The 11,802-nt window shown below is 65.2% G+C and carries 12 protein-coding genes and 1 pseudogene; 3 read left to right on the forward strand and 10 right to left on the reverse strand.

Going from position 1 to position 11,802, the window contains the following annotated elements; genetic code table 11:
- Positions 1-262 (forward strand): hypothetical protein (locus tag ACXJL8_RS20060; protein ID WP_456685445.1); only part of this gene is annotated, 262 nt, incomplete at its 5' end.
- 129 nt (positions 263-391) lie between these two features.
- On the opposite strand, the gene ACXJL8_RS20065 is transcribed toward ACXJL8_RS20060, so the two are convergent.
- The 4 genes from ACXJL8_RS20065 to ACXJL8_RS20080 are packed head-to-tail and all read right to left on the reverse strand — an operon-like array spanning position 392 to position 3,985.
- Positions 392-1,258 carry an efflux RND transporter periplasmic adaptor subunit gene (locus ACXJL8_RS20065; protein WP_456618773.1) on the reverse strand — a complete coding sequence of 289 codons (867 nt, stop codon included), beginning with the start codon at positions 1,256-1,258 and terminating at the stop codon, positions 392-394.
- Positions 1,255-1,461: a DUF1656 domain-containing protein gene (locus ACXJL8_RS20070; RefSeq protein ID WP_456618774.1), complete on the reverse strand. Its 207-nt coding sequence runs from the start codon at positions 1,459-1,461 to the stop codon at positions 1,255-1,257. Before ACXJL8_RS20070 ends, ACXJL8_RS20065 begins: the two co-directional genes overlap by 4 nt.
- Positions 1,458-3,509 (reverse strand): FUSC family protein, encoded by a 2,052-nt coding sequence (locus ACXJL8_RS20075; RefSeq protein WP_456618775.1) that lies wholly within the window; start codon positions 3,507-3,509, stop codon positions 1,458-1,460. Before ACXJL8_RS20075 ends, ACXJL8_RS20070 begins: the two co-directional genes overlap by 4 nt.
- A 2-nt stretch (positions 3,510-3,511) precedes the next feature.
- Positions 3,512-3,985 (reverse strand): MarR family winged helix-turn-helix transcriptional regulator, encoded by a 474-nt coding sequence (locus ACXJL8_RS20080; RefSeq protein ID WP_456618815.1) that lies wholly within the window; start codon positions 3,983-3,985, stop codon positions 3,512-3,514.
- A gap of 47 nt (positions 3,986-4,032) precedes the next feature.
- Here ACXJL8_RS20080 and ACXJL8_RS20085 point away from each other — a divergent pair, with 47 nt between their 5' ends.
- Positions 4,033-5,304, forward strand: coding sequence for an MFS transporter (locus ACXJL8_RS20085; protein ID WP_456685448.1), 1,272 nt, complete (start codon positions 4,033-4,035; stop codon positions 5,302-5,304).
- Positions 5,305-5,371: 67 nt separating this feature from the next.
- Here ACXJL8_RS20085 and ACXJL8_RS20090 read toward each other — a convergent pair whose 3' ends face one another.
- The 5 genes from ACXJL8_RS20090 to ACXJL8_RS20110 form a co-directional block, all read right to left on the reverse strand.
- Positions 5,372-6,280, reverse strand: coding sequence for an amino acid ABC transporter substrate-binding protein (locus ACXJL8_RS20090; protein WP_456685446.1), 909 nt, complete (start codon positions 6,278-6,280; stop codon positions 5,372-5,374).
- Between the two features lie 146 nt (positions 6,281-6,426).
- Entirely contained in the window at positions 6,427-7,866 is a 1,440-nt protein-coding gene (locus ACXJL8_RS20095; protein ID WP_456685447.1) for an amidohydrolase family protein, read from the reverse strand.
- Between the two features lie 16 nt (positions 7,867-7,882).
- The gene (locus tag ACXJL8_RS20100; protein WP_456618779.1) at positions 7,883-8,908 is read right to left on the reverse strand and encodes an ABC transporter substrate-binding protein; all 1,026 of its coding nucleotides are present in this window, start codon (positions 8,906-8,908) and stop codon (positions 7,883-7,885) included.
- 46 nt (positions 8,909-8,954) lie between these two features.
- The gene (locus tag ACXJL8_RS20105) at positions 8,955-9,731 is read right to left on the reverse strand and encodes an ABC transporter permease (protein ID WP_456618780.1); all 777 of its coding nucleotides are present in this window, start codon (positions 9,729-9,731) and stop codon (positions 8,955-8,957) included.
- Position 9,732: 1 nt separating this feature from the next.
- Positions 9,733-10,590 carry an ABC transporter ATP-binding protein gene (locus tag ACXJL8_RS20110; RefSeq protein ID WP_456618781.1) on the reverse strand — a complete coding sequence of 286 codons (858 nt, stop codon included), beginning with the start codon at positions 10,588-10,590 and terminating at the stop codon, positions 9,733-9,735.
- A 196-nt stretch (positions 10,591-10,786) separates the two neighbouring features.
- Between ACXJL8_RS20110 and ACXJL8_RS20115 the strand changes: the two genes are divergently transcribed.
- Positions 10,787-11,545, forward strand: coding sequence for a GntR family transcriptional regulator (locus ACXJL8_RS20115; RefSeq protein WP_456618782.1), 759 nt, complete (start codon positions 10,787-10,789; stop codon positions 11,543-11,545).
- Here the strand turns inward: ACXJL8_RS20115 and ACXJL8_RS20120 are convergent.
- Positions 11,542-11,802: pseudogene (locus tag ACXJL8_RS20120) on the reverse strand (nuclear transport factor 2 family protein); the annotation flags it as partial. The gene ACXJL8_RS20115 and the pseudogene ACXJL8_RS20120 sit on opposite strands and share 4 nt — an antisense overlap.

The following is an 11,802-nucleotide window of genomic DNA, read 5'->3' on the forward strand; positions in this document are numbered from 1 at the left end:
CAGGCAGTATCAGGAACGCATCGCGTCAATCGCATGGGCGATCAGAACGACTGCGCTCGCGGCAATGAGAAACACAAACAACCAGCTCATGTCCGCCTCCGATCCCGGAAGTGAACGCGTTCATCGATGCACAGTCAAAACCCATCGGTCTGGAACCGCCATTCAACGGCTCGCTGATGCTTCGCAGCAACATGTGCATCCGCTGTCGGCTCTATCGGCAGAATGCCAAAAGGAGCAACGCGCCGACGACGCAGGCCGCTAGGACTAAAAACCAAACGCCCATACAGTCCCCCGACTCACACACGCGAGTCAGGATTAGCTCTGCGATTTGGCATTGAAACGCCCGTTGGCGGTTTTCCCCAAGCCAAGCGCGATCGATGTGCTCGCAGCGTTAGTCCAATACCTCCACCGTCGCCGAGCGTCCGGCAACCAGCGACATCGCATCGGGCACAGGATCCAGCGCGATACGCACCGGGACGCGCTGCGCCAGCCGGACCCAGCTGAAGGTTGGGTTGACGTTGGCGAGCAGGTTCGCGCCCGCGGCGCGGTCGCGGTCCTCGATGCCGGCCGCGATGCTCTCGACGCGGCCGGTGAGCGTGACCTTCTCGCCCATCAGGCGGACCCGCACCTTGTCGCCGATGCGGATGCGCGCGAGTTTCGTCTCCTCGAAATAGCCCTCGACGTGCAGCGTGTCGGTGTCGACCAGCGCCATCACGCCCTTCCCGGCCGTAACGTAGGCGCCGGGGCGCAGATCCATGTTGGTGATGACGCCGTTCACGGAGGCGCGGACCTCGCTGCGATCGAGGTTGAGCTGGGCGACCGCCCGGTCGGCGACGGCCTGGTCGAAGGCCGCCTTGGCCTGGAGCTGGGTGGCGAGAACCTGCTCCTGCTTCTGCTGCGACACCGCATCGGTGGTGAGCGCGCTGTAGCGCTTCAGGTCGGAATTGGCCTGATCGAGCGTGGCCTGATGACCGGCCACGGCAGCATCGGCCTGCCGTAGCGCCAAGGCGAAACGTTCACGATCGATCCTGAACAGCACGTCGCCGCGATGGACCTTCTCGTTGTCCTTGACCAGCACCTCGGTCACGAAACCCGACACGTCGGGCGCAACCTGGACCACATCGGCGCGCACGCGGCCGTCGCGCGTCCATGGTGACTCCATGTAGTAGACCCAAAGCTCGCGGCCGACGGCGAGTGCGGCGACGATGACGATGGCGGTCAGCGCGAGGCGGCCAAGCCAGGCGAAATTCCCCTTCATGGCAGATACTCCGAGAGATAGACGACCCCGCCGAGAATGCAGACGTAGATCGCGAAATCGAACAGCGCGCGGTGCCAGACCAGCCGGTAGAGGTCGAAGCGCAGCATGAGGCGGCGAACCAAGGCACTCAGCGCGTAGGCGATGATGATCCACAACAGCAGCGCCGGCACGAGCACACCGTAGATGTCGATCTGATGTCTCATGCCGCAACACTCTCGCCTGCGCGCGGCCGATAGGCCGGCGCGTCCGGAAACAGGCCGCGCCGGATACCGACGAGGCCGATCAAGGCGTCTTCGCGCGCGCTGTCATTGGGGTCCTTGACCGCTCGGGCCAGCGCCAGGTCGACATGCCGCAGCAGCTCGGCCGGCATTCCGCCGCCGGAATATTTGCGGCAGGCCGCGGCGAGCTGATCGAGCATGTCGTCGATGACGGAAATGGTCGATGCCGCGAGGCCATAACGCGCCCGGCGCAGATCGATGATGTTGATGCCGATACGGAGCTGGACGAGGCTGTCGGCGTCGCGGCGATCGCTCTCGGAGAGAAATGCGATGCGTTGCACCAGAAGTCCGAGACGGTGCAGCATGAGGCCTGCGAACTCCGCACGATCGCGCTTGCCGCGGCGTTCGGCGGCGACCGCAATCGTCTTCCAGCTCGACAGCACCAGGCGATTGGCGATCCACTCGGCGCCCACCCCGCGCGCGATCCGCGTCACGATCTCGGCGATAAGGACGCCAACGAAGAAGGCAACGGCCGAATTGGCGTAGGATGCGAAATCGGCGCTGTAGGTCGATTGCAGCGCGAGCAGCGTCGCCGTGTTGGCCGCGAGCGCCGTGCCCGTTCCCGCGGTCGCCGGCCGCGCGATCAGGAAACCATAGAGCAAGAAGGTCGGCGCCAGTGCGACGACCAGAACCTCGATATGGGAGATCGCCGGCACCACCGCGAACAGATAGACCGCGACGACCACGATGGCGACCAGCGCCCACCGGCCAAAGCTGCGGATGAAGCGCGCAGGCTCGTCCTGAGCGGCGAAAAACGAACAGGCAACCGCCGCCATCATCGGCGCCGATGCTCCGTCCGGCCAGCCAGTGCCGATCCAGAACGCGCAGCAGATCAGGATGGCCGTGGCGGCACCCGCCGCCGACCACAGCGCAAGGCCACGATCCCGGTGGCGCACGGGCGCGGCGCCGGCCTCGGAACGGAAGGCCAGCTCGACGGTCGCGACGTTGCGGTTCTCGGCGATCGCCTCGGTCAGCGCGCGGCAGTCGCGCGAGAGGTCGACCAGCTCGCGCAGCCGCAACAACAGGCTCGTGGTGATGATCCGCTCCCAGGACGCGCTGCCGTCGAGCACCGCCTGCCGCTCGGCGATCATGGCGCGAATCCGCTCGGCCGGTTGACGCGCGCCGACGTCGCTGACGATCCATTGCGCGAGCTCTTCCAGAAGTCGCTTCAACTCGCTCTGCCGTAGCAAGGCCTCCTCGCCCAGCGCCGCCAGCCGGTCCTCGAGCGAGGCAATCACCGGCAGCAGCATCAGCATGCGCAGCCGGATTTCGCCGAGGCCGCTCACGGCATTGCGATCGGTCAGACGATCGTAGGCAAGGTGGGTGGAGAGCGTGTCGATCTCGACGATGTCGGTCGCAAGCTTGAGGCGCCTGGCGCGGCGCGTTTCGGCGGTGCCGTCGCGCAGCAACACGACCTGGCTGAGGCGGCGCGCATCCGCCAGCCAGGTGTCGACGCGGCCAGCGACCGCAGGCGCGACGCTGCGGGGAAACACGATGGTCGAGACCAGGCTGGCGCAGATGATGCCGAGCGAGATTTCCTCCACCCTCGCCACCGCGGTATCGAAAATGTTGCCCGGCTCGGACACCGAGGGAAAGCCGATCAGCGCGACCGTGTATCCGGCGAGCATGAAGACGTAGCTGCGCGGCGTGCCGTCGAGCAGCGACAGATAGAGACAGAGCCCGACCCAGAGCGCGATCGCGAGGCACAGCAGCTCCGGCGCATTGATCAGGTTCGGCACCAGCGCCACCGTCACGGTCGCTCCGATCAGCGTGCCCATCACGCGGAAGAACGCCTTCGAGCTGGTCGCGCCGGCAAGCGGCTGCGAGGTGATGTAGACCGTCGCCATCGCCCAATACGGCCGCGGCAGATCCATGGCGAGCGCGATCACGAGCGCCAGCATCGACGCGGCAAACGTCTTCAAAGCGAAAACGAGGTCCGCGTGGCGGACCAGGAACGGCTCTTCCGCACGCATGACTATTTCGCCTCGAGAAATGTCTTCGTGTGATGCAGGCGGCTGGCCCGCCGCTCGATGCGCTGGAGCGTCTCGAAGGTTATCGCAAGTTCCTCGGGCCCGATATCCTTCAAGAGGCTCGCCCGCACCCGGCGCAGCACCCGGTTGGTCTCCTCGACCTTGGCGTCTCCCGCTTTCGTCAAGTGTAGCGTTTTGGCACGCCGATCGGTCGGATCCTCGCGGCGTTCCACCAGACCCTCGGCCTGAAGCAGGTCGATCAGCCGCACCAGCGACGGCCCCTCGATGCCGAGCTCGTCGGCAAGCACGCCCTGCCGGACATTCTCGCCCTGGCGCGACAGCACCAGAAGCGGAATCGCAGTCGCATAGGACAGGCCATGATCGGACAGAGCCTGATCCGACTCGCGGCGCCAGATGCGGGCCAGCCGCGCAATGAGCCGGCCGAGTTCGGCGTAGATATGAGCCTGCGAGGGAGCCATGCAAATTAGATAGGACACGAACTATTAGCCTGCAACTATATAACCCGCTGGATTGCAATCGATCACGAAAAAGCGAACGAGAACAACGCGCGATGGGCCCGGGTTCCACGACCGAAGCACGCGAGGTGATGGCGGCCGACGGCGCATTGACGCTCGTGCCGACCTTCGTCGTCGTGGCCGTGGATGCCACGGGAATGGGGATCATCCTGCCGCTGCTGCCGTTCTACTCGCAGCGGCTCGGCGCAACGCCGTTCCTGATCGGCGCCCTGATCTCGGTCTATGCCGTCTGCCAGCTCATCGCCGGCCCGGTGGTCGGCATGCTGTCGGATCGCTATGGCCGGCGGAAGGTTCTGGTCGTCAGCCAGATCGGAACCTTGATCGGATTTGTCCTGCTCGCGATGGCGGGCAATCTGACGCTGGTATTTCTGGCGCGCATCATCGACGGCCTCACATCGGGCAACATCTCGGTCGCCCACGCCTATGCCGCCGAGCACAGCGCGCCGGCGACACGCAAGCAGGCGCTCGGCATGACCAGCGGCGCCATCGGAACCGGGCTTCTGCTCGGGCCGGCGCTCTCGAGCGTCCTCGTCCATTACGGTCAGACCGCGCCGGTATGGGCCGCGGCCGCGCTCTCACTGGTCAGCATCCTCGCGACGATCGCCCTGCTCCCGCCAGACCATCCGGCCTCGGAACCGCTGTACCAGCACCGCGTGCCCGAGCCGACGCTGACCCGCAGCCTGCTTGGCATGCGCTACGCGTGGCGCCTGCTCGGTCTCCTCATCGTATTCTTCTTCGTCAACTCGATGTTCCTGTCGCAGATCGGGCTGTTCCTGTCGGCGCGGTTCTCGTGGGACGGACACGCGTTCGGCGCGCGCGAGCTCGGCTGGATGTTCGCCTATGCCGGCTTCATCAACATGGTGGTCCAGGGTCTCCTGATCACACGCGCCAACCTGGTCGCCTCCGACCGCGGCATCGTGGCGGCAGCGTTCGCCTGCATGGGGCTCGGGTTCGCCGGCCTTGCGGCTGGCAACAATATCAGCCTGCTCGCGATTGATCTGACGCTGATCATTGTCGGCACCATGTTCGCCCGCAGCACGCTGACAGCGGAACTGTCGCGCTCGACCGCGATCAATCGCCAGGGCATGATCATGGGACTCAACCAGTCGCTGATGTCAGGCGCCAATATCAGCGCACCGCTCGTCAGCGGCGCGTTGATCGGCCATCGGCTGTTCGTCGTCTGGGCCTTGGCGCTGGCCGCGATCGCGGCCATCGGCGCGGCGCTGGCCGGACAACTGCTCGACACGCCGCGGGCGCGCTAAGATAGATCAAGCTGAGCTCGCAGTGCCCACCTCTCCCCAGCGGGGAGAGGTGAAAACCGCCCTCGCCTCATTTCACCGTGTAGACATCCGGATCGAAGCTCGAGCTCGGCGTCTTGAAGGCGTTGCGCAGCGCCGGCGACATCGGGACGTTGTAGTTGAGACCGTTCGGCGGCGTCGGCGATTGCAGCCACTTCTTGTAGAGCACCTCGATCTCCGGGCTTGCATAAAGCTCCGYCGTGGCGCGATCAGCGAGCGCCTTGAACGGCGCATCCTCTCGCCGCAGCATGATCCCGTAGGGCTCCGGCTTCGAGAATGTCTCCTCGCTGATCATGAAGAGCTGCGGCTCCTTCGAGCGCGCGATCGCGACCGCAAGCTGGACGTCGTCGAGCGCGTAGGCCTGGGCGCGGTCGGTCTCGAGCAACAGGAAGGCCTCGGCCTGGTCCTTGGCCGGCATCAAATTGATGCCGAGATTGCGCTCGGTGTTGACCTTGGCGAGCTGCGTCAGGTTGACCGACCCCGCCACCGCCGTGACCGCCTTGCCCTTGAGATCGTCGATGGTGTTGATTTTTGCGGCCTTCTTGGCGGCGAACCGCGTCGCACTCAGGAAATGGGTGTTGGTGAAGGCCACCTGCTTCTGACGATCAGCGTTGTTGGTGGTCGCCGAGCAATGCAGGTCGAGCGTGCCGTTGACCATCAGCGGGATGCGGTTCGACGACGTCACGGCGGTGAAGTCGACGGCGATGTCGGGCATGCCAAGCTGCTGCTTCACGGCATCGACGATCTTGAGGCAGATCTCCAGGGCAAAGCCGACCGGCTTCTGGTCGCCATCCAGATAGCTGAAGGGAACGGAGGCCTCCTGATAGCCCAGCGTGATCTTCTTGGTCTCCTTGACCTTCTGGAGCGTGCCCGACAGGTCTTCGGCTGAAGCTGCGCCCGCAAGACATGTGACGGCCAGGAGAACGGTGGGTAGACGCATCGGGGGCTCCTCAAGAGGTCATGGCTCCGCCGGCGCGGAGTCGCGCACGGTTTAGCCCAGAGCCGAACCGGTCGCCAGACGAGGTTCCGCCTATCAGCTATCGCGGATTTATATCGGCCGGAGCAAAGGAGGCATCGTGCCTCGTCCTATTCGCAGGTGAGCTGCTGCGCGAACCAGCCGGATAGTCGCTCCGACAGCGGCGGCCACACCCGCTGAAAACGTCCGAGCTTGCCGACATTGGCGCGGTACATCGCGCGCAACTCCTGCTCGATCGCCGGCAGGTCAACGCCAACGCAGGCCCCGTCCCTTGCGATGGTCTTGCCGGCGACGACGACCTCCTTCACCAGGGATGCATTGCCTCGCGCGAACAGCAGCGCCATGGGATCGACGGGCATGATCTGGTCGCGGTCGAGCCGGTCCAGATCGATCACGACGAAGTCGGCCGGATTGCCAACGACGAGTTCGCCGCTGCCCGGCGCGCCGGTCGCGCGCCGGCCATTGCGGACGGCGAGCGCGAACATCTCGCCCGGCGTCCACGTCGCCTTAAACCCAAGGCCGCCATGGGCCATCTGCACCAGCCGCATCTCGCGCAGAACGTCGTCGTCTTCGTCCAGCGCCAGCCCGTCGACGCCGACCGCGATGGCGCAGCCGCATTTGTGCGCGGCGGCGATCGGCGCCAGCCCCGAGCGCAGATGCATGTTCGAGCTGAAATTGGTGACGATCCGCGTGCCGKAGGCTGCGATCATCTCCAGCTCATCCGGCCGGGCGTGGATGCAGTGCGCGAGCGTCAGCCGCTCGGACAAGAAGCCGATGTCGCGCAGCCAGCGTACCATGTCCGGGAAATTCCGATCGGCCCAGGCGCGCTGATACACGGTCTCAAGGAGATGCATGTGGATGCGGCGGCCGGTCCTCGCCGAATTCTCCGCCACCGCTTCCAGCAGCGGCTTCGAGCACCATTGCACGCCGGCAGGCCCGAGCTGCACGTCGACCATCGGGCCGGCGATGTCAGCGGCAATGGCGTCGGTCAGCTCGATATAGGCCTTTGGCGACATCGGCGCGCGGACGAACAGCTCCTCGACGGTCTTGCGGTCATCGCTTGAAAGCCCGGAGAGCACCGGCTCCGCGTCGCCATAGACGATCGGATTCCGGTCGCGTACGGCCATCGCAAAGGCGATGCGGATGCCGACATCGGACGCGGCTCGCGCGACAGCCTTGGCTTCGTCGACCAAAGCCATCGTGCCGCTTGGACGTGTGTAGTGCACCATCATGGCGGCGCAACCGGCCTTCGCCGCGCGCGCCAGCGCGGAGGCTGCAGTGAGATAGGGATCGACCGGCGTGCCCAGCGCGGTCCGCAGGATCCAGCTTTCCAGGGGCATGCCGACCGCGCCGAAGGACGACGCGGTCGCGCGGGCGTGGTCATGGGCGTTGACGAGAGCCGGAATGACGAAGGAGCGCGGCCCGCCGGCAGGCCGCGCTCCTTCCGAGATGTCGGTGATGACACCGCCGTCGTGCCGCAGCACGACGTTGTCGCTGGTGCCGCGATCAGGGCCCCGGAACAGGCTGCTTGCCGAAATCTCCGTGGCCATGACCGCCTCTCCAGATTCAGTTGGCCGTATAGACCAGCTCCCGCTCCGCGCGCGGCGGCAGGAACTCGCGCGAGAACACTTCCGCCGGTGTCGGCGCGCGGGCGAGCTGATAGCCTTCGACCACGATGCCGATGGCACGCGTCATGCGGTCATCCTTGATGTCACCGATGCCGATCTCCTTCATCTCCGGCGAGACGATCAGCTTCTCGAAGGAATATTGCAGCCGGCGCTTCTCGACCTCCGCGTTGATGAGGTTGTCGTAGTTCAGCGCCGCCTTCATGCCGGCGTTCTGGTCCTTGGCGACCGCGATCGCGCCCTTGTTGATGGCACGCACGAGGCCTGAAACCGCCTTCGGGTTCGATGCGAGCAACTTCTTCGAGACCATCACGCCGTTGGAATAGAGATCGAGGCCGTACTCACCGAACGAGAACCATTTGAAGTCCTTGTCCGGGTCCTGGCGGTTGAGCACAAGGTTGAAATAGCTCGTGATGTTGAAGACCAGCGCCGCGTCGATGTCACCCTTGATCAGCATCGGCTCCTGGAGGTTCGGGGCCATGTTGGAGATCTTGATCTTCTCGCCGTCGAGCCCGTTCTTGCGCGTGAACACCGGCAAGAGCCGCGTCGTCGGCGTGCCCTGCGCGCCGCCGAGCGTATGGCCCTCGAAATCCTTGATGGTGTTGATGCCGCTGCTCTTCTTGGCGACGATGGCGAACGGCGGCTGGTTCCACATCATGTAGACCATGACGGGGGCGTCCTGCGGCTTGGTCGAGGCGTTCTGGATGATGGCGTTGACGTCGCCGAAGCCGGCGTCATAGGCGCCCGACATGACGCGCGTGACCGTGGCGCCGGAGCCTTCGCCCTGGTCGATCACGACGTTCAGGCCTTCCTCCTTGAAGAAGCCGTTGTCCTTGGCATAGAAGAACGCGGCATCGCTGCCTTGCGTCTTCCAGCCCAGCGTGAACTTGATCGTGGTTTCCTCGGCCGTGGCAGCGCCCGCGGACAGGGCCAATCCCAGCAGCGCGGCAGTTACTTTTCTCAACATCGAGACCTCCTCAAGCTTCGTTGCGTGACGGTTTGAAAATGTCAGTTCAGGTGGCGATGACGTCGTTCTTGCGCGTGGCCCAACCGGTGACCCGCCCCTCGATCAGCGAGAACACGGCATAGAGCGCGACGCCGAGGCCCGCGAGCACGAACAGCCCGGCGAACACCAGCGGCACGTTGAAATTGGAGGACGCGGTCATCATGACATTGCCGATGCCGCGGTTGGAGGCGACCGTCTCGGACAGCACCGCGCCGACGAAAGCGTAGGAGACCGCGACCTTCAGCGAAGCGAAGAAGAACGGCATGGTCCTGGGCAGGCCGACATTCCAGAGAATGTCGAATTTGCTGGCGCCGAGTGCCTTCAGGACGTCCTCGAGCTCGGGCTCGGTGGTCGCAAGGCCTGTCGCGATGTTGACCACGATCGGGAAGAAGCAGATCGAGAGCGCGGTCAGCACCGCCGGCACGGTGCCGGAGCCGAACCACAGCACGAAGATCGGTACCACCGCGACCTTGGGGATCGAGGAGAAGCCGATCAGCAGCGGATAGCAGGTGTCGTAGGCGGTCCTGGAAACACCGATGATCGCGCCAAGGGCAACGCCGAGCGCCACGCCGAGCACGAAGCCGAACATGGTGGTCGCAAGCGTCTGCAGGATATGCGGCCACAGCACCGGGAAGCGCTGGAACAGCGTCACGAACACTTGCGACGGCCGCGGCAGCACCAGATCGGACATGCCGGTCATCAGGCAGAACAGTTCCCAGGCGACGAAGAACAGCACGATCAGCCCCGCCGACCACGCCTTCTGCCTGATATCGATGCCGGTCATTTCAGGCTGTCCCTTCCTGGGCGGCGGTGCGCGCATCCTCGATGAAGGCGCGCAGCTTCTGGTTCAGCGCGACGAAATCCGGCTCGAACGTCATGGCGACGGTGCGCGGGCGGACGAATTCGACGCGGCTGTCGTCGAGGATGCGGCCGGGCCGCGCGCTCATCACGCAGATGCGGCTCGCAAGGAAGCCGGCCTCGCGCAAATCGTGGGTGACGAGCAGCACCGTCGGCTTATGCGTCATCCAGAGATTCTGGAGGATCGACCACAGCTCCTCGCGGGTGAACTGGTCGAGCGCGCCGAACGGCTCATCCAGCAGCAGCAGGCGCGGCTCATGAATCAGCGCACGGCAAAGGTTGGCGCGCTGGAGCATGCCGCCGGAGAGCTGCCAGGGATAACGACTGCCAAAGCCCTTGAGGCCGACCTGCTCCAGCAGCGCGTTGGCCTTGTCGCGGAACGCGGTCTTGCGCAGCTTGCGGAAGTTCGAGCGGAACGGCTCGACGATCTTCAGCGGCAGCATGATATTCCGCTCGATCGTCATCCACGGCAGCATGGTCGGGTTCTGGAAGGCCATGCCGACCCGCAACGCCCGCGCCGCGACCTCGCGGCCGCCGACGATGACGACGCCGCTGGTCGGCTGCACCAGGCCGCTGACGAGACGCAAAATGGTCGATTTGCCGCATCCGGATGGGCCGACCAGTGCGACAAACTCGCCGTCGGCGATCTTGAGCGTGGTCCTGGACAGAGCAGGCACGGCGCGGTCGCCGCGCCCGAAGGTCACGGACGCCTCGGACAGCTCGATCGCTGTCGCGCCGGCCTCCTCGGGAACGGGCTGGCCGTCAAATTGAGCGTTGGGTTGCATGCGCATCACAGCGAAAGTGCATGCAAGCTGAGTGCCAGCCTTCGCCCCACGCCAAATCAATGACCTAGCCTATTGGCGCGCCAGGCGGCCGGGCTCGTTTTAGGCAATCGGGGCACCAAACTGCATGCAATTCGAGCGCTGGATTGCGACACCTCCATGCTAAAGAGGAGCGACCATCCACCCCAAGGATTCGCCGATGTCGGCGCGCGCCACCAGCAAGACTTCCGAATCGTCAGACAAGGTCAGCGTCATCTGCCGTGCGCTCCGGCGCGCGATCATCGAGCAGGCGCTGGAGCCCGGCGCCAAGCTGCCGGAGGATTCGCTCGGCGAGCGTTTCGGCGTCAGCCGTACCATCGCCCGCCACGCGCTGGGACAACTGGCCGCCGAAGGCCTGGTCGAGCTCCGCCGCAACCGGATCGCAGTGGTGGCGACGCCGAGCTGGCAGGAGGCGCGCGACGCCTTCGACATTCGCATCGAGCTCGAACGGCTCGTGGTCCGCCAGCTCGCGGGCAAGCTGAGCAAGAGCCAGATCGCGGAGCTGAACGCCCATGTCGATGCCGAGGACCGCGCGCGCGACGGTTCGGACGCGGTCTCGATCCGGCTCGCCACCGAATTCCACATCCTGCTCGCGCACATGACGAACAGCCCGATCCTGGTGCGCTATGTCAGCGAGGTTGCCTATCGCTGCTGCCTGACGCTGTCGCTCTACAGCCGGCCGCATTCGACCGAATGCGCCATCAACGAGCATCGCGCCATCATCGTCGCGCTCGCCAAGGGGGACGAGGCCAAGGTGATGGAATTGATGCACCATCACCTGGATTCCGTGGCCAATCGCGCGCTGGTGGCCCCTGCCCCGCAGCGCGGCCGCGACCTGCTCGATATTCTCGCGCCCTATGCCGACGAGGTGGCGGGCAATCGCGTCGTCAAGCTGCCGAAGGTGGCACGAAGAGGTTAGGCTTCGATCCCGCGCTGGACCAGGATTCGCTCGGCGCTGTCGTTCCAGACGTCCATCTTAACGATCTGCCCGCTCCTGACGACGAAGCGGTCGACATAGCGGTTGCCCTCGAACGGCGTGCCGTCGATCCACTCGCCATAGAGCGTGCCGACGCTGTAGACGACGGTCTCGTCCGCGCCCGGGCAGACGTCGAAGCGATCCATCTTCTTCTTGACCCAGCGATAGCGTTTTGCGTTGAAGCCGGTCGGCCCGCGCGG

The organism is Bradyrhizobium sp. P5_C11_2 (assembly GCF_054049755.1).

What these genes read in the sequence shown, in the direction of transcription:
- ACXJL8_RS20065 (WP_456618773.1), bottom strand. Translation starts at nt 1,258, where the DNA reads ATGAAGGGGAATTTCGCCTGGCTTGGCCGCCTCGCGCTGACCGCCATC.
- ACXJL8_RS20070 (WP_456618774.1), bottom strand. Translation starts at nt 1,461, where the DNA reads ATGAGACATCAGATCGACATCTACGGTGTGCTCGTGCCGGCGCTGCTG.
- ACXJL8_RS20100 (WP_456618779.1), bottom strand. Translation starts at nt 8,908, where the DNA reads ATGTTGAGAAAAGTAACTGCCGCGCTGCTGGGATTGGCCCTGTCCGCG.
- ACXJL8_RS20080 (WP_456618815.1), bottom strand. Translation starts at nt 3,985, where the DNA reads ATGGCTCCCTCGCAGGCTCATATCTACGCCGAACTCGGCCGGCTCATT.
- ACXJL8_RS20105 (WP_456618780.1), bottom strand. Translation starts at nt 9,731, where the DNA reads ATGACCGGCATCGATATCAGGCAGAAGGCGTGGTCGGCGGGGCTGATC.
- ACXJL8_RS20075 (WP_456618775.1), bottom strand. Translation starts at nt 3,509, where the DNA reads ATGCGTGCGGAAGAGCCGTTCCTGGTCCGCCACGCGGACCTCGTTTTC.
- ACXJL8_RS20110 (WP_456618781.1), bottom strand. Translation starts at nt 10,590, where the DNA reads ATGCAACCCAACGCTCAATTTGACGGCCAGCCCGTTCCCGAGGAGGCC.
- ACXJL8_RS20115 (WP_456618782.1), top strand. Translation starts at nt 10,787, where the DNA reads ATGTCGGCGCGCGCCACCAGCAAGACTTCCGAATCGTCAGACAAGGTC.